The organism is Paenibacillus athensensis (assembly GCF_004514475.2).
Taxonomy (GTDB): domain Bacteria; phylum Bacillota; class Bacilli; order Paenibacillales; family NBRC-103111; genus Paenibacillus_AL; species Paenibacillus_AL athensensis.
This window is the reverse complement of the sequence record NZ_MYFO02000005.1, coordinates 312,115-338,681: the sequence shown is the minus strand read 5'-3', so window position 1 is coordinate 338,681 and position 26,567 is coordinate 312,115. Positions and strand designations below refer to the sequence as shown.

The following is a 26,567-nucleotide window of genomic DNA, read 5'->3' as shown; positions in this document are numbered from 1 at the left end:
CCGCAGCCGCGCAGGCTTCATATAGAAAGGCTCCGTTTCCACATCAGGGAACGGAGCCTTTTGTCATGGACGCTATTTATTGAAGCGTAACGTTATCCACATAGATACTGGAGGTGCCGCTGCCATTCGCAGCGCCAAGGAACTGTACGCCGACTTCGCGGACATCTCCCAGATTTGCGATCCCCGAAAGCGGCAGGCTGAGCGTGACTGCCGAGGAGCTGATCGAGACGCTGCCGCTGTCATACCATTGATACGAGCTGCCGGTTTTGACATACAGCTTGGCTGTCATGCCGCTGCCGAAGGAGCCCCATGTCGCGGTTTTGACGGTGGCCTTCAGGGCCGTTTTGCCGCTGAAATTTTGCGCGGACGCGTTGGAGAGGTAATACGTTTTTGTCGCTGCGCCAAGATTGATATCGGCTTTCAGTGAATACGAGCCGCTAGCCGCCCATTCGGTAACCGACCAAGGTCCGCCGGACGCGTTGTTGCCTGTCCAGCCTTGCGTGCTGTTCTCAAAATTGAACAATGTCGTTGCTGAGCCGCCGGAAGAACCTCCGGATGAGCCGCCCGATTCCGTTATTTGAGCAAGATTGATTTCGCCGCGATTGACGGTCCAGGCATCGTTCATCAGAGATGAGGCATTGTAATTGTTTTGCGGAGCCCAGCCGTCATTCCAGGCGTAGAAGTAGACGGTATTCGGGAATTTCGTTTTGATCGCATTGATCCATTTGGTGTAATCGAAGGAGCCTGTCGAGTCCGGACCGATTTCTGCGAAAGCAAACGGTTTGCCGAGTCCGGTCAGCTCGCTGTAGCCGGTAACGTTATTGGCCGGATTGTCGTCGTAGGCGTCGAGTCCGACAATATCGACATAGCTGCCGCCCGGATAGTAGGCGGTGCGGTTGCCGCGGCTGAAGTCCGGCGCGTAAATCCAGATCAGGTTGTTCAGGCCTTTGGTTTGCGTGAAGTAATTGTACATGTTGATCCAGACGTTCTTGAACGTGGCGGCGTCTTGATTGCCCCACCAGAACCAGTCGCCGTTCATTTCATGGAACGGACGCCACAGAACGGTTACGCCGGCGCTTTGCAGATCGGCCAGACCGGCAGCGGTTTTGTCGAGGTAAGCGCGCCATCTTTTTCCAGTGTCGGTGTTCGTATTTAACAGGTCGCTGAAATTGCCCAGCTTGGTGTTCAGGTTACCGCCTGTAGAATAGCCGGGGCTTGGATAATGGACGTTGACGGTGACCAGACCGCCGCTTGCTGCATAGGACTTCAACGTTGAATTGCAGTTGTAGTTGATCAGCGTAGTCGGATCGCTGGCTGTCGCCCAGCCGGAGCCGTAGTCGCAGCCGAAGATGCCGGGATATTGGCCGGTTGCCGATTTGAGCGATTCAAGCTGGGTCGTGCTAAAGCCGCTGTTGCTGTATCCGCCGAAAAAGCCGGACACGACTTTGTTATCGGCGCGATTGGGCAGATGGGCCAGCCAGTTCAAGGTATCCTTCGTTTTCTGGGATGCGTTGGCGTTGGCTGGAGAGACGGTATGGGCCCATGCGGCGGGAGCCAAAGAAGCCAAGAGAGCGAACGTTAATAAAAGACTCCAGATCTTGTTCATCGTGTACACTCCTTTGTCATGTGAAATCGGATTTCAATTTGGATCATCCAAACGTTAGTAAAGAAAGCGCTTACTTATATAATAATATTAGTTAATGATACATATCAATATGCTAACAAAAATATTTTTTGTTAGCATATTGATACCGGCGAAAGGAGGGCAGCCCACACAAAAACACCCTCCTCCCGAAGCCGGCCGGATACGACCCGATGCTCCGTGAAGGAAGGTGTCTTGAACTGCTGTCTGTTTGGGGGCGGCTTAGCCGCTGGCAGCCTGCTGCTCGCTTTTTTGCTGCTTGTGAGCTTTCGCCTCGTAAACCTTGCCTCCACCTGCGCCTGAGCCGCGTTCGTTGCCGGACGCCGCCGGACTCATCGTGCTCATGCCTTGAAAAACGCCACCCTCTTCAATGACAAAGGAGCGCACCTCGATGTTGCCGACGAGCAGGCCGGAGCTGGTGACAACCAGCTTGCCCTTCGTATGCACGTTGCCGCGCACCTTGCCGGCGATAATGACGTCACGGCCGTGAATGTTGGACTGCAAGACGGCATTTTCGCCAATGGTGACGTCTCCGGCGCATTCAATGTCGCCGACAAGCTGTCCTTCGACGCGCAAGCTGGCCTCCGAGACGATTTTGCCTTCGAAAATTGTGCTTTCGCCGATCAGGGTGTCGGTCGTGCGGGCGTCGATGCGGCGGGGTTTTGCATTACCTAGCATTAGCGTTCATCCTTTCTGTCCGAAATGAGAAAGGGGGCGGGATCGATCTGGACGCCGTACCGGTGCACCTCATAATGCAGATGAGTCCCCGTACTGCGGCCCGTCGAGCCGATCAGCCCGATTTGCTGGCCCTTGGCCACGGCTTGACCGGCTTTGACCAGCAGCTTGGTCATGTGCATGTATTCGGTCTGCAGCCCGCGGGTGTGATCGAGGATGATGTGATTGCCGTGCAGGCTGTCAAAGCCGGCCTCAACGACCGTTCCTTCCGCCGTGGCGTAGACCGGGTCGTTCAGCTCGCCGTCGAAATCGATGCCGGCATGCATGGCCGGACGTTGCGTGAACGGGTCGCGGCGAATGCCGAAGCCCGACGTCACGGTACGCGAATCGGCCGGATACAGCGTCGGCGTAATCCGCTGTAGCCGCTCGGCTTCCTGCAATCTGGCCTCGGCGTCGGTCAGGCTGGCCAGCGTATCGTTCACGTCGGCAACGAGGGCGCTGAGTCCGTGTCTCGTCTCGCTGACCATTCGCGCGACTTCCTCCGGCGTGACGGCTGTCTCCGCGCCCCCGACATCCTTGGCCACACCGGCAGCCGGCGGAATGGCCGGGTCTGCGCTGCTTTTGCTTGTCCCCTGCGTGTGGGTCATCAGCTCCACGACTTTTTGCAGCTTCTTGATGTCCTCCAGCTTGGCGCGAAATTCGGCGGCCTGCTGCGACATGTCGATCAAATCGCCCTGCAACTGCTCGAGTTCGTTGTCCTTGAGCGTAATCTGATCGGCCAGCAGGCGTTCTTGGCCGTCGAACGAAGATTGCATGGAGTCCGTCGTATGGTGGAAGTGCGAATTCATGACAAAAATCGTGACGAAAAAGCCGATCACAACCAAAAGCAGCGTACCCGGCACCACATACAAGCTGCTTTGCGGAAGCTGGAGCCGAACGGTTCGACGGTTGGCGCCGGGGATGATCATCAAGGTAAGCTCCTGCTTCTTCCAGACGAGCTTCAAGGCGATCCCCTTCCTTTCCGTAGCTTGGTCCCCCTTTGATTCGATTGTATTCGTCAATGGCGCGAAGCATACCAATTTTATTGGGCAGGCCGGAGCGGGTAGGCAGAGCTGACAAGAGGGACGGGGGAGAACGGCAGGACGAGAGGCCTGGAGGACCGGGGAGAGTGGCGGGCTGCGGGATCGGCAGGCCGGGCAGAATGGAGGGAAGGGGTGGTCGGGCCGCAGCTCCCGCAAAGTCCCGGGCAACGGGCCGGGTCGCAGGGGGCCAAACAGATCAGACTGAAAGCGGCCCTCGGAGGAAGCCGCCCGTTCGGGCGATCCGGGCGCCGCTTTCCGGGGCCGATGTGAAGGTAAAGCTGCTGAGGGAGAACGTTGCTAAAGGGAACGCACGGCCGGCTATTTGCGGTCCATGTCGCTGCCGCCGCCGCTGCCAGAGCTTTCACCATTAAAGAACGTTTCTGTCAGCGCGCGCAGCTTTTCCATAAATTTCCCGTAACCGTAGCCGGTCAGGAACGCCACGCTGATGCGCGCAGCCATCGAGTCGCCGACCTGAAGCAGCAAAATGCCGCTCTCGAACAGCACAATCGTAACGATGGCCGAGCCGAAGCAGAGAATGGGTCGCATGGCGTACCAGAACAGCCATTTGCCGGTTAGCGCTTCGTAATGCTGGTGAAACATCCGCAGCGCGTAGAGCGAGCCGCCGAGCGCTCCGGCAAAGCCGCAGCTCGCGTATACCCGGTACATGTCGAAGTTGACGCCAAGCCATTTGCCCGCAATCGTACTGCTGCCGAGCAGCGCCATCAGCCATAGGCTGCCGACGAACCATAGCAGCAAATACGTCCAGATCGCAATTTTTCCCGCAGGTCCAAGCGGCTGCATAGCGAAAACACCGCCCCCTTACAATAGATTAATACCATTGTATGAGCGGTGTTTTGGATGATGACGATATGTATGAGCGGTTTTCGGTCAGCTGCAGATAGCGGATAATCGTATGCGAGCAGATTTGCGTCTGCACGCTTTGCTGGCTGCGAATATCCGAGCGCCGCTTCGCCAGCAGCGGATATTGCTCCAGCAGCAGCTTGAACCAGTGATCGACCATCTCCAGCGAGGTAATCGTCTGACCGAAGCCCATTTCCTCGAAATAGTGGCTGTTCTGCTCTTCCTGCCCGGGAATCGGACTGTAGAAGAGCATCGGAATGCCTTTGGCCATCGCTTCGGTGCAGGTCATGCCGCCCGGCTTGGTGATCAGCAGGTCGGAAACCTCCATCAGCTTGTCGATTTCCCGCGTAAAGCCGATCAGATGCACGTTGGGATGACGGAACGCATCTTCTTCCAGAAGCCTTGCCCGGGCCTTGTCGTTCGTGCCCAGACAAATGACCAGCTGCAAATGCTCGCGCCAGCCGGCGACATAATGCAGCAGCTCCGCTTTCTCTTCCTTCAACAATCCCCAGCCGCCGCCCATCATCATCACCGTAGGCAAATCGCTGAGCCCGAACTGGCTGCGGATCTGCTCGCGGCTGAGCGAGCGCCGAAAGTCCGGATGCACCGGGATTCCCGTCACTTCGACATGCGCCTCCGGCACGCCCCGGCCGATCAACTGCTCGCGCACCTCGGGCGTAGAGACCAGATACTTGTCCACAGCCGGATCGATCCAGGAGCCGTGGGCGTCGTAATCGGTAATCACGGTGAATAAAGGCACATTCAAGCCAGCGCGTTTCAGGCGGGAAACGATCACATTCGGCACGGGATGCGTACAAATGACGAGATCGGGGCGGAGCTGGCCGATCACTGCCTTGGTTTGCGAATAGAACAAGCGGTGCAGCGCCATGCCGGTGACGCGGTTCCATGATTTTTTATGCTGCTTGCGGTAGAGCATGCCATACAGCTTGGGCTGTGAGGTGACGGTGTGCCGGAAAGCCGACAGCACCAGCGGAGCTAATGTCGGATTCAAAAAAGAGCCAAGCTCCATAACCCGCGTATTGATGTCTGCGGAGGCTTGCCGCAGCTCTGCTGACAAGGCGTGAGCAGCTTGCGTATGACCTTTGCCGAAGCCTTCGGACAACAGCAAAACCCGTTTTTTTCGCAAGGGAATCACCTTCCTGGCGGGGGCGCGCCAAGCGTGGCCCCCTGTTAACTTCTCAATTATCCTATTAGACGTTATTGCCAACCGCAACCCTTCACAAACCTAACGCTGGACCCCAAAAAGCCGCTGACGCGTCAGCGTTCAGGCGCCGCTTATTCGGTGTGCGCTGCTTGCTTCTGCCGACGCTGGGCGCGATAGCATTTGCGGCAGACCGGCACATAGCTTTCGTTGCCGCCAATTTGAATCTGCTCTCCGGAAAAAACAGGCTGACCGTCCTTGCAGCGCATATTCATGATCGCTTTTTTGTCGCAGTACCAGCAGACGGTTTTGATCTCTTCAATCGTGTCGGCTACAGCAAGCAGCCGGCTGCTGCCCGGGAACAGCTGTCCGAGGAAGTCGGCGCGCAAGCCATAAGCGATGACGGGAATATTCCATTCATCGACGATCTCGATCAGCTGATCGACCTGCTGTCCGTTCAGAAACTGCGCTTCGTCAATCAGGATGCAATTGGGCTGCTCGGCGCGGGCCAGCGCGACCATATCAAGGTCGTCGGAGATGACGAGGGCGTTTTTGTACATGCCAATGCGCGACGAGACGCGGCCGATGCCAAAGCGGTCGTCGATGGCCGGGGTCAGAAGCAGCGCTTTTTTGCCCTGCTCCTCGTAGTTGTGGGCAACGCGGAGTACCTCAATCGACTTGCCGCTGTTCATCGTACCGTAGCGAAAATATAATTTGGCCAAAGCAGCTCTTCCTTTCCCTGAGGTTACGGACAGGTAATGAAATAGTCGCGGGTCAAGCTGTCCAGCTCGGCCAGCAGCTGCGCGGCTTCGGCGCTTGCTTCGGCGGCCGGCAGCCCGGCGACCAGCGGCTCCTTGGGCTGCAGTCTGCCGATACGGACCTGGATGCTGCCGGGCTGCGGCTCGTGATGAATGCCGATGCGGTGCGGCTCATACAGCAGCAGATCGATCAGCGCGCGCGCCTCGGCGGCTTCGCTGGTTTGCAGCGCGTATATCAGCTCTTGGTCGAGCATGCCGGGAATGAGCCCTTTGAAGCCGGGGACCGCTTCGCAGTGCTTGCTGACCGCTTTGGCCAGCAGCGCATCCATTGCCAGCACGGCCGGCGCCAGCGCCAGCTTGTGATGCTCGGCGACGATCAAGACCAGCGGCAGCGCCGTCTCCGCGTCGGCTTCAACGTAATCGCCTCGCAGCCTCAGGCCGTGGACCAGCTCGCACGTTGCAAGCGCACCGCGTCCGGCAGCGGCCGTATCGCGCAGGAAGCTGTCCAGATGATCCAGCCCCATCAGCGCGGAGCCGTTCTTCAGCGGGCTGTCCTGACGCAGCAGCGTCAGAATGGCTTCCGGGCTGATGCCGTATTTGCGTAAAATAAGCGCGACTTCGCCGCTATCAATCAGCTCGGCCGTGCGTTCGTGGTGATTGAAGCCCAGCGTCCGTTCAACGGCGTGGGAGAAGGGCAGATGCCCGATATCGTGCAGCAAGGCGGCAATGCGCAGATGCAGCTCGCCGGGCAGCATGCGCGCCATGAGCGACCAGACGCCGACTGTATGCTCCAGACGCGAATGATTCATCGGCGATGACAGCGCGGATGCTCCAAAATGATGTAAAAATTTCAAGCGCCTGACCGGCCTGCAGCGGAACAATTCGATTTCGACGGGATGCGCTTCCGTTTCCCAGCGATACAAGGGCTCCCAAATGCGGCCGGCAGGAAACGTATGCTGTAAGCTCAAACAAGGTTCCTCCTTGATGCGTTCTCTGGTTGCGTGCGTGCGGGCTTTAGCTATCATAGCATGAAATGCGGCGGCTTCGCTATTGCTTCCACACGAAAAAACGGCGGGATGCCGCCCGGTTCAGGGGGCTGCGGGAAGGAGTGCAGCCACAGCAAAAGGGCTCGCGCCGTCTGGCCAAAGGCCAAAGCGGCGCGAGCCCCGGATTAATCCGGCCGCCGGATAAAGCGCGCGAGTAACAGGGCGAGCGGAAGCAGGTGCAAGACCAGCCCTGCTGTGAACGCCGCCGCCAGCTGCGGCGGGAAGCCGTTGGCGCGCGAGCCGATGTCGTAGCAGAGGGCGGTCCAGTAGTTCGGCAGCAGCGCAGCCGCGTAAGCCCAAGGACGAGGGAGGAGGTAGAAGACAACGGGTGCGGCAATGAAGAGACCGCCCAGCTTGGAGAGCGCCAGCCCCTCAACCTTATTGGCGGCGAGCCCGGCGAGCAGCAGAGCGAACAGCGGCGCTTCGAGCGCCAGCAGCGGCAGGGCCGGCCATGTTTGCGCGGTCGGAGCGGCGAGCCCGGAGCTGTTAAGAAACAGTGCCGACCAGACAGCGGCCAGCCCCGTCGGCAGCAGCAGGCGAGCCAGCAGGTAGCCCCGGCGCTTCAGCGGCGTGACGGTGTAGTACAGCAGCATCCGTTCGTCGCGCTCCTCCAGCAGCATAAGCCGCTCATCAGCCCAATCAGCATCGGAATGACAGAAACGAGCAGCATGGCGGCAAACGGCGCGTATGCGTCCAGACGTACGGGCGTCAGCGCCACCAGTGCGGCGTTCAGCGCCGGGAAGCCGAAGCGGGCCAGCAGCAGCAGCGACAGTGGGCCGAGCAGCCCGGTCAGCAGCAGCGGGTCGCGATACAATCCGTGAAGATCGCGGTGCAGCAACGCAGCGTATTTGTTCATGCGGGCTGTCCTCCTCGTCCTGCATGCTCCCGCGTTGTAACGCGCAGCGTACGCCGGGCCAGAGCGAAAGCGGCGGCCAGCCACAGCAGCAGCGATAGTGCCGACACGGCCAGATCGCCCGTTGAACGGGTTTGCCGGTATGCATCGTCGAGCAGCAGCAGCGTGGCCCGGGTCGGCAGCAGCCCGTAGAGCGGGCTGTCAGGAGCGAGGCCCAGATAGCCGAGCAGCGGCAGGACGAAGATCAGGGCGCCGGCTTGCGTCAGCAGAATAAAGCCGTTGAGCGTGCGGCAGTGCGCTGCGAGCGTCAGGCCGATCAGCGTGAAGAAGGCCGAGGTCGGCATCACGCCGGCAGCCAGCAGCTCGGGATGCGGGGGCCAGCCGGCGCTGCAGATGTGAACGGCGAAGGCGGCGGCTGCCGACAGCAGCGCGAGTGAGAGGGCTTTGCCGAGCAAATATTCGCTCAGGCGCAAGGGCGTCATGAACAGGCAGTCGTGAAGGCCCTGGCCTCGCTCCAGCAGCAGGAGGCCGCCGGCGAACAGCAAGCCGAGCGCGCTCGGGTCGGAGAAGGTCAGCAGGATGATGGTGCGCGTAAGATAGTCGTCGGGCACAAAATTCAGCAAGGCGATGTACAGCGCGCACAGCAGCATGTAGGCATAGTAGAAGCCATGACGCCACTGGAAGCGGAGGTCGAACAGCAGAGCCGCCGCAGTTCGCCGCAGAGCGGATTCCGCGCCAACAGGAGCAATCCAATCTTTCATGTCGTCAAGCTCCTTCCCGTAACCTGAATGAAAATGTGCTCCAGCGTCGCTTCCTGTGAATGAATCGTTTCGATAGGGCGGGTACGCAGCAGCTCGGTAAAATCCGGATTGTGGCCGATGCCGTGCAGGTCGAAGTCGCGCGAGCCGGTTTTCCCGGCCTCGCCGACATATTCGACCCGAATCTTACGGTTGCCGAAGCGCAGTTTCAGCTCGCGGGGCGAGTCGATCAGCCGGATGCGCCCGTCGACGAGAAACGCGACGCGGTCGCATAGCTCGTCGGCGGCGTGCATATTGTGCGTGTTCAGCACAATCGTCTTGCCCTGGGCGCGCAGCTCCATGAACTGCTGTTTCATCGCCTCGGCATTAACGGGATCAAGGCCCGAGGTCGGCTCGTCGAGAAACAGCAGCTCGGGATCGTGCAGCAGCGCCCGGCAGACGTTGAGACGCATCCGCATACCCTTGGAGAATTGCGCCACCTTGAGATGGGCGGCGTCTGCCAGCCCGAACCGGGCAAGGCATTCCATCGGGTCGAGCGTCTTGCTCTTGTACAGCGAGCGAAAATGCTGTAAATTTTCGAGCGCAGTGAATTTTTGATAAAAGTTAGGAAACTCGAAAGCGACGCCGATGCGCTCGTAGAAGTCGCGCGGCTTGCGGCGCAGCTCGCTGCCGAACACGCGGGCGCTGCCGCTGTAGCTGTGCAGCAGTCCGGTCAGCAGCTTCTGCGTGGTGCTTTTGCCGGCGCCGGACGGTCCGAGAAATCCGAAGATTTCTCCGCTGCCGATCGTGAAGATAAGCTCGTGCAGGGCAGGCTCCGCTTGCCTGGGATATGCGTAAGTCAAGTTATCCACATGGATCATGTTAATCGTCTCCTTTTTAAAAATCCGGTGAACAACAAGCGATCCCCGGTCGATAGCGGCTTTTACTCGCTGTTGCAGCCAGATGTTCTTGATGGCAGAAACCCATAAGGGGCAAAAATGTGCCTGCAAAGGCGGCCAATGACGTTGTTCCAACTGCCTGGTGACTCTCATGCTTAAAAAATGAATTGCGGTTCGCTTTTGATGCTGAAAAACAGCCCGGCCGGCTGCTAAAGCAGCTGACGCAGGCCCATAAACCATAGGCTGATATACTGGCGGGTCAAGCTTTGAATGCGCTGCGGGTCGGCGTGCAGACGAATGATTTCCAGATAGCCCTCCAGGAAGGCGACGGCAACCGGCCGGGCCGCTCCGGCATCGAACTGCACCGCTGGCTGAGCGGCATCCTTCCCGTTCTCCGTCATATGGCGCGCCGATTTCATGTGCTCCAGCACATGCGCCGCCAATTGCTCGAAGAGCTGCTCCTTCACGCCTTCCTGCTTCGTCCCCCGGCTGCCGTACAGCAGAATCAGCAGCGGCTCGCGGCACTGCTCCAGCACGCCGCCCAGCAGCGTCCCCAGCTGCTCCAGCATGGCGCCGGGCTCGCGCAGCCCGGCCAGTTGGGCGTCTGCGGCGCCATGCTCGCCGATCAGCGCGGATAACATGGCGTAAGCCGGCAGAGTGACGGCTTCAAACAATGCTTCCTTTTGCGGATAGTAACGGTAAAGATTGCCTACGGACACGCCGGCCCGGGAGGCGATTTCCTTCATAGAGCTTTCCTCGAAGCCGCGCTCCAGAAAAACCGCCTGGGCGGTGCGGACGATCGCTCTGCGAATGTCATCTTTTAAAACCTGCACAATAGTGAACCTCCATTCACTTTTAATTTACGCGATCTATGGCCGTTTGGCAAGCAGGGAAAGCGCTTCATTATATATTTTTTTTAATTGAACTAAACTACTTCAAGTGTTAATATAATATAAAAAATATTGAGACTATTTCACTGGCGCTAGAGTTGTCTTTTTTTGGCTAATCAGGTGAAATAGCGGCTTTTTGCGTGATTTTGGGTTTAATACTTTAAAGCGTACATCGGACAAAGCATGCAAGCTGACAAAATTCGGTAGAGAAAGGTTGCACAACATGACAAGAAACGGGTTACCTCCTAAACAGGGGCTGTACGATCCTCAGTTCGAACGAGACGCCTGCGGCATCGGCTTCGTCGCCAACATCAAGGGCGTCAAATCGCATGAAATCGTCAAGCAGGCACTGCGCGTGCTTTGCAATTTAGATCATCGCGGGGGCCAAGGCTGTGAAACGAATACAGGCGACGGCGCCGGCATTTTGATGCAAATTCCGGACGGCTATCTGCGCAGCGCTTGCGGCGAGCTCGGCATTGATCTGCCGGCATCGGGCAGCTACGGCGTAGGGATGCTGTATTTACCGCAGGATGCGGCAATTCGCCAATCTTGCGAAGATATTGTGGAAAACATGATCCGCGGGGAAGGCCAGCAGCTTCTGGGCTGGAGAACCGTGCCTGTCGATAACAGCAGCCTCGGCGATTCGGCCAAGTCGGCCGAGCCGTTCATCCGTCAAGTCTTCATCGGACAAAGCGCCGATGTCGAGGGCAATCTCAATTTCGAACGCAAGCTGTACGTCATTCGCAAATTGATTGAAAACGCTGTCCGCAGCATGCATAGCGGGGCGCAATTTTATTTTTCCAGCTTGTCCAGCAGAACAATTGTTTATAAAGGCATGCTCACTCCCGAGCAGGTCGACGCCTATTATCTGGAGCTCCAGGATCCGGCCGTGGAAACGGCGCTGGCGCTCGTCCACTCCCGTTTCTCCACCAATACGTTCCCGAGCTGGGAACGCGCCCATCCTTACCGCTACCTGATCCATAACGGCGAAATCAATACGCTGCGCGGCAACGTCAACTGGATGCACGCCCGTCAGGCGATGTGCGACACCGATGTGTTCGGCGATGATTTCAAGCGTGTGCTTCCGATTATTGACACCGACGGCTCCGACTCGCAGATGTTTGACAACACGCTGGAGTTCCTGATGCTGTCCGGTCGTTCCTTGCCGCATGCCGCCATGATGATGATTCCCGAGCCTTGGTCCAAGCACGAAACGATGGATGCCGAGAAACGCGCATTCTACGAATATCACAGCACCTTGATGGAGCCGTGGGACGGTCCGGCGGCGATTGCTTTCACCGACGGCAGCATTATCGGCGCGGTGCTTGACCGTAACGGTCTGCGTCCTTCCCGCTATTATGTGACCAAGGACGATCTGATCGTGTTGGCGTCCGAAGTCGGCGTGCTCGATATTTCGCCGGAGCGTATTCTGCGCAAAGACCGCTTGACGCCGGGCCGGATGCTGCTGGTGGACACTGTGGAAGGCCGCATCGTCTCCGACGAGGAGATCAAAAGCCGCATTATCAGCGAGCAGCCTTACCAGGATTGGGTCAAGGAGCATCTGATTTCGCTGGAGGAGCTGCCGGAAGCGGAAATCGTACTTGGCTCCGACCACGACACAGTGCTGCAGCGTCAGCACGCTTTTGGCTACACGTTCGAGCAAATGCGCAAAACGCTGGAGCCGATGGCCCGCACCGGCGTAGATCCGATCGGCTCGATGGGCACCGACGCGCCGCTGGCTGTTTTGTCGGACCGTCCGCAGCTGCTTTACAACTATTTCAAGCAACTGTTCGCCCAGGTTACGAATCCGCCGATTGACGCGAACTTTGAGGAAATTATTACGGCGCAAGCGACGACAATCGGCGCAGAGCGCAATCTGATCGATCCGCAGCCGGAGAGCTGCCGCCAGATCCGCCTGAAGACGCCGTTCCTGACGAACGCCGAGCTGGCGAAGCTGCGCCACATCCAGCGCGACGGCTTCAAAACCGTGACGCTGCCGACGTTGTTCGAAGCAGCCGAAGGCACAGCCGGTCTGGAGTCGGCGATGCAACAATTGTATGCAGCCGCTGACCAAGCGATTGAAGGCGGAGCTTCGCTTCTGATTTTGTCCGACCGCGGCGTGGACGCGCAGCGCGCGCCGATTCCGGCGCTGCTGGCGACGGCCGGCCTGCACCACCATCTGATTCGCGAAGGCACGCGCACGAAGGTCAGCTTGCTGATCGAGTCCGGCGAACCGCGCGAGGTGCATCATTTTGCGCTGCTGCTCGGCTACGGCGCGGGCGCGATCAACCCGTATCTGGCACTGGAGACGCTTGACGACATGATCCGCCGCAATCAGCTGGTCGGTATCGATGTGGAGAAGGCAGAATACAACTACATCAAGGCTTGTACGAAGGGCGTCGTCAAGGTTTTGGCCAAAATGGGCATCTCAACCATTCAAAGCTACCGGGGCGCGCAAATTTTCGAAGCGATTGGTTTGAGCCAAGCGCTGGTTGACAAATATTTCACATGGACGTTCACGCCGGTGGGCGGCATCGGCATCGAAACGGTCGCCGAAGAGGCGCTGATCCGTCACAAGCGCGCGTTCTCTGCGCAGGAGGGCCGCGACCTTGTGCTCGACACAGGCGGCGATCTGCAATGGCGCAAAGATGGCGAAGAGCACATCTACACGCCGGAAACGGTGCATGCGCTGCAAACGGCTGTCCGCACCAACAACTATGCCATGTACAAAAACTTCGTCAAGCTGTCGCAAAAGGAAGACGAAAAATATATGGCGCTGCGCAGCCTGCTGAGCTTCAAAAGTGATCGCCAGCCCGTGCCGATTGAAGAGGTGGAGCCGATTGAAGCCATTTTCAAACGGTTCAAAACCGGCGCGATGTCCTATGGCTCGATCAGCAAGGAAGCGCACGAGACGCTGGCCATTGCGATGAACCGCATCGGCGGCAAAAGCAACACCGGCGAAGGCGGCGAGCATCCGGAGCGCTTCACGCCGGACGAAAACGGCGATTTGCGCCGCAGCGCGATCAAGCAGGTAGCTTCGGGACGTTTTGGCGTCACGAGCAACTATCTGGTGAACGCCGACGAAATCCAAATTAAAATGGCGCAGGGCGCCAAGCCGGGCGAAGGCGGCCAGCTGCCGGGCTCCAAGGTTTACCCGTGGGTAGCCGAAGTGCGCGGCGTAACGCCGGGCGTAGGCTTGATCTCGCCTCCGCCGCACCATGACATCTATTCGATCGAGGATTTGGCCGAGCTGATCCACGATCTCAAGAACGCCAACCCGCGCGCCCGGATCAGCGTCAAGCTCGTATCCGAAGTTGGAGTCGGCACGATTGCTGCCGGCGTGGCCAAAGGCAAAGCGGATGTCGTGCTGATCTCCGGTTATGACGGCGGCACCGGCGCATCGCCGCAAACGAGCATCCGTCACGCCGGTCTGCCGTGGGAGCTGGGTCTGGCCGAGACGCATCAGACGCTCGTGCTGAACAACCTGCGCAGCCGGATCGTCGTAGAAACCGACGGCAAGCTGATGACCGGCCGCGACGTTGTCGTTGCTGCACTGCTCGGCGCCGAGGAGTTCGGCTTCGCAACGACGCCGCTGATGACGATTGGCTGTATCATGATGCGCGTCTGCCATCTGGATACGTGCCCGGTCGGCGTAGCGACGCAAAATCCGGAGCTGCGCAAGAAATTTGCCGGCGATCCGCAGCATGTCGTTAACTTCATGACGTTTATTGCGCAGGAAGTGCGCGAAATGATGGCGCAGCTGGGCTTCCGCACCATTGAAGAGATGGTCGGCCGCACCGATGCGTTGGAGCCTAAGCAAGCCGTAGCGCATTGGAAAGCCAAAGGCATCGACCTGACGCCGCTGCTGCATCAACCGGACATGGGCGAAGACGTGGGCCGCTACTGCCAAATGGAGCAGGATCACGGTCTGGAGCGTTCGCTCGACGTCACGCAGCTGCTGCAAATCGCCGAGCCGGCGTTGGAGCGCAAGGAGCACGTGCACGCGATTCTGCCGATTCACAACGTCAACCGCGTTGTCGGCACGATTCTCGGCAGCGAGGTGACGCGCCGCTACGGAGCGGAAGGACTGCCGCACGACACGATCCGCCTGCATTTCAACGGCTCCGCGGGCCAAAGCTTCGGCGCCTTCGTGCCTAAGGGCATGACGCTGTCGCTGGAAGGCGACGCCAACGATTACGTCGGCAAAGGATTGTCCGGCGGCAAGCTGGCGATTTTCCCGTCGAGCAAATCGACGTTTGTGCCTGAAGACAACATCATTATCGGCAACACGGCGTTCTACGGTGCGACGGACGGCGACGCCTACATCCGGGGCATCGCGGGCGAGCGGTTCTGCGTGCGGAACTCTGGCGTGCGGGCCGTTGTCGAAGGCGTGGGCGATCACGGCTGCGAATATATGACCGGCGGACGGGTAGTCGTGCTCGGTCCGACAGGCCGCAACTTTGCGGCGGGGATGTCCGGCGGCATCGCGTACGTGCTCGATGAGCACGGCGAGTTCACCAGCAAGGTTAACAAGGAAATGGTCCTGCTGGAACAGCTGGAAGAGAACTACGAAATGAACGAGCTGAAAACGATGATTCATCATCATGCGACGTTTACAGACAGCACGGTTGCTCATCGCGTATTGAACCACTGGGATGAATATGTCTGGAAGTTCGTCAAGGTCATTCCTAAGGACTACAAGCGGATGTTCGAAGCGATCGAGAAGGTGAAGCGCTCCGGATTGAGTCAACAGGAAGCCGTCATGGTTGCTTTTGAGGCGAACATGAAAGACGTTTCGCGCGTAGGCGGAAACTAATACCACATTCATACTGGAGGAAGCGCAATGGGTAAACCTACTGGTTTTATGGAATATAGTCGTGAAGTCGCGTCCGAAGCCGCCCCGCTGCTGCGGATCACTCACTGGAAGGAATTCGCCACGCCGCTGACGGACGAGAAGCTGCAAACGCAGGGCGCGCGCTGCATGGACTGCGGCATTCCTTTCTGCCACACGGGCAAGCTGATCAGCGGTATGGCTGCCGGCTGTCCGGTAAACAACCTCATTCCGGAATGGAATGATCTGGTGTACCGCGGACAATGGCGTGAGGCGCTGGACCGTCTTCACAAGACGAATAACTTCCCTGAATTTACAGGCCGCGTATGTCCGGCTCCGTGCGAAGGCTCTTGTACGGTCGGCTTGAAGGATACGCCGGTTACAATCAAAAGCATTGAAAAAGCGATTATCGATAAAGGCTTCGCCGAGGGCTGGGTCACCCCTCAGCCTCCGGAAACGCGCACCGGCAAAAAGGTGGCAGTCATCGGGTCCGGTCCATCCGGACTCGCCTGCGCCGCGCAGCTGAACAAAGCCGGTCACTGGGTGACCGTGTACGAGCGCGCCGACCGTATCGGCGGTCTCTTGATGTACGGCATTCCGAACATGAAGCTGGACAAAAAATACGTGCAGCGCCGTGTCGATCTGCTGGAAGCCGAAGGCGTGACGTTCGTGACGAACGCGCATGTCGGCGTCAACTATCCGGTTGAAAAGCTGCAGGAGGAATTCGACGCGATCGTCCTTTGCGGCGGTGCGACGAAAGGCCGCGATCTGCCGATCGAAGGCCGCGAGCTGAAAGGCATCCATCTGGCGATGGAATTCCTGTCCAAAAACACGAAAAGCCTGCTTGATTCCGAGCATGCCGACGGCGAGTACATCTCGGCCGAAGGCAAAGACGTTGTCGTCATCGGCGGCGGCGATACCGGCACAGACTGCGTAGGCACCTCGGTTCGTCACAAATGCAACAGCGTGACGCAATTTGAGATCATGCCCAAGTCCCCGGATACGCGTCCGGCGAACAACCCGTGGCCGGAATGGCCTAAGGTGCACAAAATCGACTACGGTCAACAGGAAGCGGCAGCGGTGCAAGGCGAAGACCCTCGTCAGTACCTGATCTCGACGAAGAAATTCGTCGGCGACGAAAACGGCCACGTCAAAGAGCTGCACACCGTCTTGATCGAATGGCAGAAAAACGACAAAGGCCAATTCGTGCCGGTTGAAGTGCCGGGCAGCGAAAAGGTGTATCCGGCGCAGCTCGTGCTGCTGGCAATGGGCTTCACCGGACCGGAAAATACGGTGCTGGACCAGCTCGGCGTCGAAAAAGACGAGCGTTCCAACGCCAAGGCCGAATATGGCAAGTTCGCGACAAACGTACCGGGCGTTTATACGGCCGGCGACATGCGCCGCGGGCAAAGCTTGGTCGTCTGGGCGATTAATGAAGGCCGTGCGGCAGCGCATGAGGTTGATGTGTATTTGATGGGCAGCTCCAATCTGCCTAAATAAGATGCGGTGCGGCTGAACGCGCGCCGGATCAGGTCCGTCGTTTGCTCCGTGGGGAGCAGGCGGCGGGCCTTTTTGCCGTGGAATGTGGCTGCTATCGCGTTAGCGTATCATTTTCGCCAAAATCTGCTAGAGCTGTAGACTTTTTGACGAATCGTCGGGATAATAGAGAGAGAATCAGACGGTGCAATTTTACAAGGGGAACGGCGGTGAGCTCAGCTGACGAAACAGGCTCTTGAACGCAAGCAGATCAACGCGAAGGAAGGACAGCATTCGTTGGAGCGGCAGGAATTGCCGACAGAAGCTTCTTTGGATGCGCATTCGGGCGCTGCGAGCTTGTCCGGAGGGATTGTCCAGCTGCAGCGGACGATTGGCAATCGTGCGGTCGGGCAAATGCTGCAGCAGGGAGCGGGAGGCGGAGCGGAAGCGACGGGCCAGACGGTTTCGGGCGGAGCAGCCGCTACAGAGGCAGGCCGGACAGTTTCGAGGGGAGCAGCCGACGTGATTCGTCGGAGGACCATTGTCCATAAGCCGACTGGCGGTGGTGGCGGAGGCGGTGGGGATACGAAGATGGAAGTCGAGGACGCCAGGGCCGACGAAGAGGAAGAAGCCGAGCTGACCGATGAGCAGAAGCTGGTGCAGGACGGGCTGGCGAAGGCAGAGGCAGTGAACGCTGAGGTGGAAAAAGCCTACTCCAGTTTTCTGGGCGGCAATTATGATGGAGCCAGTCAGGCGCAAATTGATTTGTACAAGCTGCGCAAGTATGAATTCGACTCCGGGAAGTGGACGATGCATCCTTCGACGGCAGCGGGATACGTGATTGAAGGCATGGTCAACTCGGTTATTGGCGGCTGGGACGGCGTTCACCTGCAAGTTACCGATTTACTGGACGGCACGCGTCCGGATGTGGTGATTCAACTGGCAGATGATCAATTTGCGTTAGTGGACATTACGGCCAGTAATAGTGCGGGTCATATTTTGGATAAAAAGGGAAGCTGGCTCAATCACGTGCATATTCCGGTTGTTACTGAATCGGTGTATCCGAGCATTAATTTCAAATCGATGGGCGAAAGCAAGCTTTCCGATGAAGATATGCAAGCGATTCAAAAGCGAATTGCCGAGAAACAGGAAGCTAATGAACTGGCGGAGCAAGAAGCGTTGCAGGCTGAGCGCGATTTCTTTGACAATATGCAAAATGAGATTTTTGACAAATATACCAGCGGTACTTCGATTGCTTTGCAGCATTTCCTGAACCATAAGCGCTCGCGGGAGAAGCTGGCTTTATGCGGTGTGAATCCGGCGAATTTGACGAAAATGACGTTTGAGGAGTGGCAAGGCGTGGTGGCGGAGGTTCCGATGCCGAATGTTAGAGCCGTATATATGGAGTTGAGCAACAAGGAAATTTAGGAGAGTCGTTGTGGGCGGAGTCGATTTGCATGAAACACAGGCCATGCGCTGCGCCCGTTTCCGTTGTTTGCATCGAAAGAGGAACCGGGCATTCGAGGTTACAGGAATCAGGCGCTTCCCGTTGGGGGCGTCTTTTTGCTGGTTTCTTTTTCTATGACTATAAAAATGGCTGCGCTTTCTGTTACAATAGAGTCATAGCGTCACGACGGCGGTTAGGCGGCCGTTCGTGCATACCAAGAGGTGAACGGATGAACAGCGAAGACTTTGTAACGCCGGCGGAGCTGAAAGCGCTGCTGTCGCGCGACGGCGAGTGGCTGATCCGGGCGAAGGCGGTTTTTACGTCGGGAGGAAACAAGCTGGAGCAGGACAGAGAAGAGACGGCCACTGAGCAGCCTTCGGCCAGCGGAGAGGGAGCGCAGCAGATTCGCGAGCTGCAGGAGCAGGTGGCGGCGCTGAGGGCACGCGTGGACTGGCTGGAGCAGCAGCTGGCCGGCATGCCTCAAGCTGGCGTGGCGGGCAAAAACGCTGCAGAGGTTGGGGCGTGCAGCGCGGCGGAAGAGGCTGCTGCGGCGGTGAGCTGCTTGGTGGACGAGCCGCTTACGTTGCTCGCGGAGGTCACGCAGACGTGTGCGGCGGATCAGGCAGCGTGTGAGGAAAGCGGGCTGGAGCGGGTTGGCGCTGCTGAAGATGAGGAAGACGCTGCAGCTTTTGCTGAGGAGTACGAGCCCGACGTGCCGCATCATTGGGTGGCGGAAGCGTTCGAGGAACGCGAGGCGCACACTGTCGGCGAATGGCTGGAGGAGGCTTCGGTGTGGGCCGAGCTGCACAGCGGATGGATCACTCGCCGGGAGCTCGAGGAGCAGGAAGCTGCCGGGGCGGTTGAGACGATGGCAGTGCAAGCGGAAACGGCGGATGAAAGCGAACAGGATGAAAGCGGACAGGAAGAAACCGGACGAGCCGGTGCGTTTGATGGCAGCTCGTTTGAAGAGCAGGCCGGGCAGCCGGAATCGACGTGGGGGCTAGAGAGCGAGCAGTCGACGGAGCAACCGGAGTCGGCGAGCGAGCAGTCGGCGGAGCAGCCGGAAGCGGCGTGGGAGCTGGCGAGCGAGTTGACGGCGGAGCAACCGGAATCGGCGTTGGCGCTGGAGAGTGAGTTGTCTGCGGAGCAATCGGAGTCGACGTGGGAGCTGTCGAGCGAGCAGGCTGCGGAGCAACCGAGCGAGCCGGCAGCAACGCCGCTTAGCGAGGATGCGCTTGCCGGCAATGGCGCAAGCACAAGTGTGCGGCCGTACAGCTCGCCGACGCTGCAGTCGGAGTGGGCGACGGTGGCAGCAGCCCCGCTGGCTCCGCCTGCGATTCCCGAGCCGCTAGCGGTTACGCTCGCGCCTTTCGGCAGTGAGTCGCCGTCTCAGCCGCGACAGCGTCCGATTCCGCCCGTGGACCGTTCGACGATTGCGCTGCCGCCGATGCGTCCGGCATCGTCTGCGCCGCCTTTGGCTAGAATCGAACATACCGCGACAGCGATCGGGTACACGCGAACGGAAAAGCATAGCAAGCAGAAAAAATCATTTTTCAAGCGGTTGTTTTCTTGAGCAAATAGCGATCGTCCGCCCGTGTAAACGGGAGGGCGATCGCTATTTTTTTGCCTGTGGGCCGCCCGGTTCGCCAGCCGCTTAACGGCTCGCGCCGTTTTCAGGGTAACGCGCTTCGCGGCGGGGCGTCCTACAGAAGCCCCTCCAGATGGGCCTTTTTCGAAGCTTGAATCCGGTCCTTGACGTCCATTTTGGAATAAATGCTGGAAATGTAGTTTTTGACGGTGCCTTCTGACAAAAACAGCTTTTCGGCGATTTCTTTGTTGCTGAGACCATTGGCAATGCATTGCAGCACCTGGGCCTCACGCTCGCTCAAGCCGTAGGCGTCGGAGCGGGCTGTTTCTTCTGCGGTCCCGCTGTCCGGTTTGCCGCTGTTTTGCGCTTCCTTGACGAGCATTTGGGCGATGTCCTGCGGGATGAGCGTCCCGCCGCGATGCACCCATTTGATGCCTGCCGCCAGATCCTTGGGATGAATCGCTTTGAGCAGGTAGCCTTCAGCTCCAGCGCCAAGCGCGTCGACGACATAGGTAATCTCCTGGAACGTCGTCAGGATGATGACGCGAATGTGCGGCCAGCGGCTTTTCATCTGCCGCGTGGCTTCCACGCCATCGAGCACGGGCATGTGTATATCCATCAGCACGACATCCGGCTGGCGCTCTTCGCACAAGCGAACGGCCGTCTGGCCGTTTTCGGCAAGCCCGACGACCTCCAGCTCGGGGTCCATATCCAATACGATGTGCAGGCTTTCACGAATCAAATCCTGGTCGTCCGCCAGAAGCAGCTTGATCGGGTTCATAGCTTGGCCCTCGTCTTTCCTATGTTTATCGTGTTCCTTTTGTAGTATTGTAGCATGTCGTCGGTGCGGCTAAAAGGCGGGCAGCCGTTTCGCCGGAATCGTGCAGCTGACCGTGGTGCCGGCAGCGGGTGAGGAACGCACGTGCAGCTGACCCTGCAGCGCTGCAATTCGCTCCTGCATGGCGCTGATCCCAAAGCCGATCTGCAGCTGCTCGGTGCCGACGCCGTCATCCTCAATGGTTAGACTGACCTCATGCTCACGGTACGTCAGCGCGACCTCGACGGCAGCGGCTTGCCCGTGCCGCTTGGCGTTGGTCAGCGACTCCTGCAGGCAGCGGATCAATGTCAGCTTGGTCATCTTAGGCAGCTCATATTCAGTTCCGAGCGTTTCCATGCGCACCTGCGTGCCGGTATGCACGGCGAATTCCTGTGCGAGCCGCGACAGCTGTACGGACAGCAGCAGATCGTCGCCCTTGGGCGCCATTTGATGGATGCTGCGACGCACCTCGTCGAGCCCGCTTCGCGTGACCTTGCGCAGCACGTCGAGCTTCTCCTTCGCTTTGTCCGGCGAGGTCTCGATCAAATAGGCGACTGCATCCATGCCCATGATGACGGAGGTGAACGTATGGCCAACGGTGTCGTGCAGCTCGCGAGCCAGCCTGCTGCGTTCCTCGGCCAGCGTCAGCTGCTCGATCTGATTGGCGTATTGCTCCAGCACGTTGTTTTGCTCGTGAATCAGCTGGTACTGCCGTTGATTCTCGGCCAGCAGCTTTTCGGTTTGTACGTTGGACGTTACGACGCGCTGCAGGCTCAGACCGATGGCGAACAGCAGCATGGCGTTGAGCACTTCGCCGAACAGATCGCCGGCCGACGGGACGTGCAGGACGAGCAGATAGGCCAACGGCACGATCAAGGTGAACACCGGAGCGGTCCACCACGCATTTTTTCGGTCGGTGAGGAATCCGATGATCATGATCGGGGCATTAATGATAGTAAAAGGCTCCTGCTTCATCCACGATAGATAGATTTGCAGCGGCGCGTTCGTTGCCAGCACGGCCAGCGGGAACAGCATGGCATTGACGTAGGAGGGCCGCCAGAACAAAAGCGGCAAGCCGTACGCCAGCAGCAAGCCGCCGTACATAATCATGATGGGCACATTGCCGAATTCGCCGGCGTGCAGCGTCACATTCAGAAAGCCGAGCAGCGTTGCGCCGGACAGGACGATGAACATCGACCATTCGACGCCGTGCCATTGCCTTTTTTGGCTCATAGGCAGTCTCCTTGATGGATAATACGTTCATTAGATACCTTACCATTCTACCTAAAAAAATGATTCTGGAGAAGTGAAGCCGGTCACAACCGCGGTCATAGGGCTCATATGACTTCGCGACAGAGGGTTATGACGTCTGCTGGCGTCCGGCTTGGCAAGCAAAGGAGAGACGAAAATGAAGACTACACCGGAAACGGCTCCGATCGTGGAGCTGCGCGAGGTGAGCAAAACCATTGGCGGCAAAACGATTATCGACCGGCTGAGCTTTGAGGTGCCGCGGGGAGAGGTGTTCGGCTTCTTGGGTCCGAACGGCGCGGGCAAGACCACGACGATCCGCATGATGGTCGGCTTGATGGCCATGAGCGGCGGTGATATCCGCATTGGCGGCTGCTCAATCCGCACTGATTTTGAACGGGCCATCCGCCACGTCGGGGCCATTGTAGAAAACCCGGAAATGTACAAGTTCATGAGCGGCTACCGCAACCTGCTGCATTATGCCCGGATGATGCCCGGCATCGGCGAAGCGCGCATTCGCGAGGTCGTCGAGCGGGTCGGACTCGAAAACCGGATTCAGGATCGGGTCAAAACGTATTCGCTGGGTATGCGCCAGCGGCTGGGCATTGCGCAGGCGCTGCTGCACCGTCCTGCGGTGCTGATTCTCGACGAGCCGACGAACGGGCTTGATCCGGCCGGTATCCGCGAGCTGCGCGACCATTTGCGCGTGCTGACGCGCGAACAGGGGCTGTCGGTTATCGTTTCGAGCCATCTGCTGGCCGAGATGGAGCTGATGTGCGACCGCGTGGCGATCATTCAACACGGGCGCCTGGTCGCGGTGCGGCCGGTCAAAGACTTTGCCGATACGACCGATGTCCGGCAGGTGCGCATCGAGGTCGACCGCGGCGAAGCGGCCAAAGCGCTGCTGGAGCGCGCGTCGTCCGGCGCTGGGAACGGGAGCGGTTCGGTGGGTTGGAGCCGCCTGGACGTGGAGCTGGACGGCAACGAGCTGACACTGGCGCTGGACAAGGAGGCCGCTGCGGAGGTGAACCGCTGCTTGGTCGAAGGCGGCATCAAGGTGTACGGCCTGCAGCTGGCGGGCAAGTCGCTGGAGGAGCAATTTTTGGAGATGACGGGAGATGAGCCGATTGCTTAATTTGCTGAGGAACGAAACGATGAAGGTGTACATCCGGCCGCGAACGTGGATATTGACAGGCTTGCTGATGCTGATTACAGGCATCGCTGCGGTGGTCCTGCACACGGCCCCGGAGGAGCAGGCGGGAGGACAGGGCTGGAAGGCTGCCGTTCGCCAATCGATCGAAGCGTCGAAGCAGGACCTGGAGGATCCCGGTGTGCCGGATTCGCGCAAAAAGCAGCTGCGCAGCGACATCGCCATCGGCGAATATTCGCTTGCGCACAATGTGCCGCCAATGGAAACAACGCTGTGGGGTGGCGTGCAAAGCAGTGCGGCGCTCATTCCGCTGGTGACGCTGTTCACGGTTATTATCGCCGGGGACATGGTGGCGGGCGAGTTCACGTGGGGGACCATCAAGCTGCTGCTGATACGTCCGGCGAGTCGTTCGAAAATTTTACTGGCCAAGTATATGGCGACTTTGCTGTTTGCTGCTGCGCTGCTGCTTGTGCTGCTGCTGACGACGCTGATCGTCAATGGCTTTCTTTACGGCTTTGCCCAGACGGGGATGCCGTATCTGAAGACGACGGCGGAGGGAGCGGTGCGTGAGAGCCCGATGCTGCTGTATATCTTGCAGACCTATGGGCTGAAGCTGATCGAGCTGGTGATGGTGGTGACGTTGGCTTTTATGATTTCCACGGTGTTTCGCAGCGCGTCGCTGGCGATTGGTTTGAGTATTTTCATCATGTTCGCGGGGCAAATTCTTTCGTTCCTGCTGCTGCGTTACAGCTGGGGCAAATATTTTTTGTTTGCGAATACCGACCTGACCGTTTATCTGGAGGGACGGCCGCCCGCGGACGGCATGACCGCCGGCTTCTCCGTCATGGTGCTGCTGCTGTATTTTCTCGTGTTCAATGTCTTGTCGTGGGAAATTTTCCGCCGGCGGGATGTGGCGGCATAGAGGCTGTCTGACATTATAAAAAAACCTTGAAATCCGCAGTAAATGCTGCGGAACTCAAGGTTTTTTAGCGCTATGCGGCACAAAGCTTTTTACAACGCGGCCTTCCGCGCAAAGCCGGCGATTGCCGCCGGGACGTCCAGCAAGGAACGAAGCTGCAAAAAAGCGCCTCTGGGCGTAACGTCGATGTCGACGATATTGTACGGCCATTCCCGCTCGGCGGGAATATGAATGGCGTGAATGCCGGCATGCAGAGCGGGGAGCACATCGGTGCGCAGCGAATTGCCGATCATCCAGGTCGCGGAGCGCTCCAGCTCCAGCTCGTGCAGCAGCGTTTCCATAAACTCCGTCGTTTTGTGCAGCGTGACGAAAATCCGGTCCTGAAAAAAAGCGTCCAGCCCGAGCGCGCGCACCTTTTTCATCTGAATGCCGGCATCGCCTCCGGTGTAAAGATACAGCTTGTGGCCATCGTTTTGCAGCGTGTGCAGCGTCTCGGACATATGCGGATACGGCTCGACGGTGAAGGCATAGACCGTGTGGCCCAGCGCAAGCAGGCGTTCTTCTTCATCGGACGACGTGGTCCGATCGTATCGCTCGGCGTACCAGCGGTACGTTTCCACGAACGATTGCGGGAAGCGCTCGGCCATAAAGCCATGAATCTGGACGCCGGCCAAATCCAGCTCCAGCTGCTTGGCGCGAATGTCGGCGGGGGTCAGCTCGTGACCCGAATACCACGTCAGCATCAAGTCGATGAACTGTTCGATGACGATGTCAAAATATTTGTTGCAGTGCGCCAGTGTATCGTCGAGATCAAAAAGAATCGTTTGCTGCTTCATCATTTCGTTAATCTCCTGCATCAGCCAGACTTGTAAGCAATCCGCATCCATTATAGCATAAACGGCTGCGCCGCTCCTATGGCTTTTGCCGGGCCTGCTCCCACAGCGCTCAGCTTGGCTCCGGAGCCGGTCCGTTAAGCCCGTTCAACGCGACCTCCCTGGCTTTGGCCGCTTTCTTGTCCTTGCCCGTAGCGCTGCCGCCCTCCGGCTGCTCTGTGCGCGCAGACGCCGCTGGTGCTTTGGGCTCCATCAGGCTCATGCCTTGGAAAACGCCGCCCTCCTCAATCGAAATGGCAGCAGCGCGGATATTGCCTTGCAGCGAGCCGGTCGCGGTAATCGTCAGCTTGCCGGCCGCTTCGATATTGCCCAGCACGCGTCCGGCGAGTATCACCTCGCGGGCCGTGATGTTGGACGTGGCGAATCCACGCTCGCCGATGATGACGTCTCCCGCGCATTCGATATCGCCGGTGATGCGGCCTTCAAGCCGCAGGCTGGCGGCGGAGATGAGGCTACCCTCCAGTACGCTGCCTTCTCCGATCAAGGTGTCGGTGGCGCTGCGGCCGGGGGCGTATTTTTTTGCAGTAAACATTAGCGGACATCCCTTCTTGTAAGCGGCAAATAAGGCCGCGGATCGGTAATTTTGCCGTTTTTGATGACTTCGTAATGCAGGTGCGGGCCGGTGCTGCGGCCGGTGGAGCCGACAAGACCGATGGTGTCGCCTTTGCCGACGGCATCGCCTTGCTTGACCGCAATACGCTGCAGATGCATATACCAGGTTCGCAGGCCCGTCGTATGCTCCAGCAGCACGTTGTTGCCGCGAAAACGGTCCTTTCCGGCGCTGACGACGGTGCCGGCAGCGGCAGCGTACACCGGCTCGCCGGCGCGAGCGCCGAAGTCGATGCCGGAATGAAAGCTCGGCTTATGCGTAAACGGATCCTTGCGGTAGCCGTAAGACGACGTCACCAGCCGGGACGTGGTTGGCCAAATCGACGGGATGGCGCGCAGCGCCCGCTGCTTGCGCTGCTCGGCCTGCCGACGCGCTTCGAGCGTCGTCTTGAGCCCGTCCATCTCCGAGCGCAGGGCGGTAAAGGCCGCTTCGGTTTTGGCGCCGAGCTCGCTGATCTGCGCTTGCGAGACGGGGTGCGGCGCGCCGCCGACGCCGTCTGCGCCGCTGCGGGCCGCTGCGTCGGCGGCCTTTTGCGCCGCCGGCCCTAGCGCATCAGTGTCCGCAGCGCTTTTGAGCTCGCTGCGCAGCCGCTTCACCTCGGCCAGCTGCTGCTGGACGGCTTCGGCTTGGGCGGACAGTGCAATCACTTTATTTTGCAGCTCCTCGATCGTCTCGTCTTTGCTTTGCAGCGATTCCCTCCACTCCAGATTGGCTCCGCTCAGCTCGGCCTGCAGCTTCACTGCCGTCTGGGTGCTGTGCCGATGAACGGCTAGCAGCGTGCCGCTGACCAGCAGCAGCAAGAGGAGCGAAAGCAGCGCGGCGTAAGCGGAGACATGAGGAATGCGCAGGCTGAGCACCGGGCGGTTCGCCTCGGGAATAATCAGCAGCGTCAGCTGGCGGGTTGATCGTTTCAAATTCATGGCGTTGTCGAGTTCTCCTTCTGTCAGTTGTAGGTCGCGTCGTTATGTAAACCGTGTCCTAAG

23 protein-coding genes are annotated in these 26,567 nt (G+C 58.9%); 6 read left to right on the top strand and 17 right to left on the bottom strand.

The window, feature by feature from the left end; translation table 11 throughout:
- Positions 1-76 precede the first annotated feature (76 nt).
- The 12 genes from B5M42_RS12165 to B5M42_RS12110 all read right to left on the bottom strand — a co-directional run bounded on the left by B5M42_RS12165 (position 77) and on the right by B5M42_RS12110 (position 10,548).
- Complete coding sequence (locus tag B5M42_RS12165; RefSeq protein ID WP_134751273.1) at positions 77-1,606, bottom strand: glycosyl hydrolase; 1,530 nt, start codon at positions 1,604-1,606, stop codon at positions 77-79.
- 258 nt (positions 1,607-1,864) lie between these two features.
- Positions 1,865-2,320, bottom strand: coding sequence for a bactofilin family protein (locus B5M42_RS12160; protein WP_134751275.1), 456 nt, complete (start codon positions 2,318-2,320; stop codon positions 1,865-1,867).
- Positions 2,320-3,321 carry a M23 family metallopeptidase gene (locus B5M42_RS12155; protein WP_230632870.1) on the bottom strand — a complete coding sequence of 334 codons (1,002 nt, stop codon included), beginning with the start codon at positions 3,319-3,321 and terminating at the stop codon, positions 2,320-2,322. The genes B5M42_RS12160 and B5M42_RS12155 overlap by 1 nt, the downstream gene beginning before the upstream one ends.
- A gap of 396 nt (positions 3,322-3,717) precedes the next feature.
- A complete protein-coding gene (locus B5M42_RS12150; RefSeq protein WP_134751277.1) occupies positions 3,718-4,200 on the bottom strand; it encodes a hypothetical protein in 483 nt (160 codons plus the stop codon).
- A gap of 28 nt (positions 4,201-4,228) precedes the next feature.
- On the bottom strand, positions 4,229-5,407 hold the full coding sequence (locus B5M42_RS12145) for an MGDG synthase family glycosyltransferase (protein ID WP_268999165.1): 1,179 nt from the start codon (positions 5,405-5,407) through the stop codon (positions 4,229-4,231).
- Positions 5,408-5,556: 149 nt separating this feature from the next.
- Positions 5,557-6,144: a thymidine kinase gene (locus tag B5M42_RS12140; protein WP_134751279.1), complete on the bottom strand. Its 588-nt coding sequence runs from the start codon at positions 6,142-6,144 to the stop codon at positions 5,557-5,559.
- A 23-nt stretch (positions 6,145-6,167) separates the two neighbouring features.
- Positions 6,168-7,148 carry an HD domain-containing protein gene (locus B5M42_RS12135; RefSeq protein WP_167689737.1) on the bottom strand — a complete coding sequence of 327 codons (981 nt, stop codon included), beginning with the start codon at positions 7,146-7,148 and terminating at the stop codon, positions 6,168-6,170.
- A 203-nt stretch (positions 7,149-7,351) separates the two neighbouring features.
- Positions 7,352-7,846 (bottom strand): hypothetical protein, encoded by a 495-nt coding sequence (locus B5M42_RS12130; protein ID WP_167689739.1) that lies wholly within the window; start codon positions 7,844-7,846, stop codon positions 7,352-7,354.
- Positions 7,789-8,082: a hypothetical protein gene (locus tag B5M42_RS12125; protein WP_134751285.1), complete on the bottom strand. Its 294-nt coding sequence runs from the start codon at positions 8,080-8,082 to the stop codon at positions 7,789-7,791. Before B5M42_RS12125 ends, B5M42_RS12130 begins: the two co-directional genes overlap by 58 nt.
- Positions 8,079-8,840 (bottom strand): fluoroquinolone export ABC transporter permease subunit, encoded by a 762-nt coding sequence (locus B5M42_RS12120; RefSeq protein WP_134751287.1) that lies wholly within the window; start codon positions 8,838-8,840, stop codon positions 8,079-8,081. Before B5M42_RS12120 ends, B5M42_RS12125 begins: the two co-directional genes overlap by 4 nt.
- A complete protein-coding gene (locus tag B5M42_RS12115; protein WP_134751289.1) occupies positions 8,837-9,697 on the bottom strand; it encodes an ABC transporter ATP-binding protein in 861 nt (286 codons plus the stop codon). The genes B5M42_RS12120 and B5M42_RS12115 overlap by 4 nt, the downstream gene beginning before the upstream one ends.
- Positions 9,698-9,924: 227 nt before the next feature.
- On the bottom strand, positions 9,925-10,548 hold the full coding sequence (locus B5M42_RS12110) for a TetR/AcrR family transcriptional regulator (protein ID WP_167689741.1): 624 nt from the start codon (positions 10,546-10,548) through the stop codon (positions 9,925-9,927).
- 280 nt (positions 10,549-10,828) lie between these two features.
- On the opposite strand from B5M42_RS12110, the gene gltB reads away from it, so the two are divergent.
- From gltB to B5M42_RS12090, 4 genes are all read left to right on the top strand, one after another.
- Positions 10,829-15,421 (top strand): glutamate synthase large subunit, encoded by a 4,593-nt coding sequence (gltB, locus tag B5M42_RS12105; protein ID WP_134751293.1) that lies wholly within the window; start codon positions 10,829-10,831, stop codon positions 15,419-15,421.
- A gap of 27 nt (positions 15,422-15,448) precedes the next feature.
- Positions 15,449-16,936: a glutamate synthase subunit beta gene (locus B5M42_RS12100; protein WP_134751295.1), complete on the top strand. Its 1,488-nt coding sequence runs from the start codon at positions 15,449-15,451 to the stop codon at positions 16,934-16,936.
- Between the two features lie 273 nt (positions 16,937-17,209).
- Positions 17,210-18,340 carry a hypothetical protein gene (locus B5M42_RS12095; RefSeq protein ID WP_134751297.1) on the top strand — a complete coding sequence of 377 codons (1,131 nt, stop codon included), beginning with the start codon at positions 17,210-17,212 and terminating at the stop codon, positions 18,338-18,340.
- A 248-nt stretch (positions 18,341-18,588) separates the two neighbouring features.
- A complete protein-coding gene (locus tag B5M42_RS12090; RefSeq protein WP_134751299.1) occupies positions 18,589-19,932 on the top strand; it encodes an ICP22 family protein in 1,344 nt (447 codons plus the stop codon).
- A gap of 130 nt (positions 19,933-20,062) precedes the next feature.
- Here the strand turns inward: B5M42_RS12090 and B5M42_RS12085 are convergent, their stop codons facing one another.
- Both B5M42_RS12085 and B5M42_RS12080 read right to left on the bottom strand, forming a co-directional pair.
- Positions 20,063-20,728: a response regulator transcription factor gene (locus tag B5M42_RS12085; RefSeq protein WP_134751301.1), complete on the bottom strand. Its 666-nt coding sequence runs from the start codon at positions 20,726-20,728 to the stop codon at positions 20,063-20,065.
- Between the two features lie 69 nt (positions 20,729-20,797).
- Entirely contained in the window at positions 20,798-21,997 is a 1,200-nt protein-coding gene (locus B5M42_RS12080) for a sensor histidine kinase (RefSeq protein ID WP_134751303.1), read from the bottom strand.
- Between the two features lie 175 nt (positions 21,998-22,172).
- Between B5M42_RS12080 and B5M42_RS12075 the strand changes: the two genes are divergently transcribed.
- Together B5M42_RS12075 and B5M42_RS12070 are read left to right on the top strand one after the other, a co-directional pair.
- Complete coding sequence (locus B5M42_RS12075; RefSeq protein WP_134751305.1) at positions 22,173-23,147, top strand: ABC transporter ATP-binding protein; 975 nt, start codon at positions 22,173-22,175, stop codon at positions 23,145-23,147.
- Complete coding sequence (locus B5M42_RS12070; protein WP_134751307.1) at positions 23,131-24,084, top strand: ABC transporter permease; 954 nt, start codon at positions 23,131-23,133, stop codon at positions 24,082-24,084. The genes B5M42_RS12075 and B5M42_RS12070 overlap by 17 nt, the downstream gene beginning before the upstream one ends.
- A gap of 89 nt (positions 24,085-24,173) precedes the next feature.
- Here the strand turns inward: B5M42_RS12070 and B5M42_RS12065 are convergent, their stop codons facing one another.
- From B5M42_RS12065 to B5M42_RS12055, 3 genes are all read right to left on the bottom strand, one after another.
- Positions 24,174-24,920, bottom strand: coding sequence for an HAD family hydrolase (locus B5M42_RS12065; RefSeq protein ID WP_329959297.1), 747 nt, complete (start codon positions 24,918-24,920; stop codon positions 24,174-24,176).
- A gap of 106 nt (positions 24,921-25,026) precedes the next feature.
- A complete protein-coding gene (locus tag B5M42_RS12060; RefSeq protein ID WP_134751309.1) occupies positions 25,027-25,506 on the bottom strand; it encodes a bactofilin family protein in 480 nt (159 codons plus the stop codon).
- Positions 25,506-26,504, bottom strand: a complete 999-nt coding sequence (locus B5M42_RS12055; RefSeq protein WP_134751311.1) for a M23 family metallopeptidase — start codon at positions 26,502-26,504, stop codon at positions 25,506-25,508. The genes B5M42_RS12060 and B5M42_RS12055 overlap by 1 nt, the downstream gene beginning before the upstream one ends.
- Positions 26,505-26,567 lie beyond the last annotated feature (63 nt).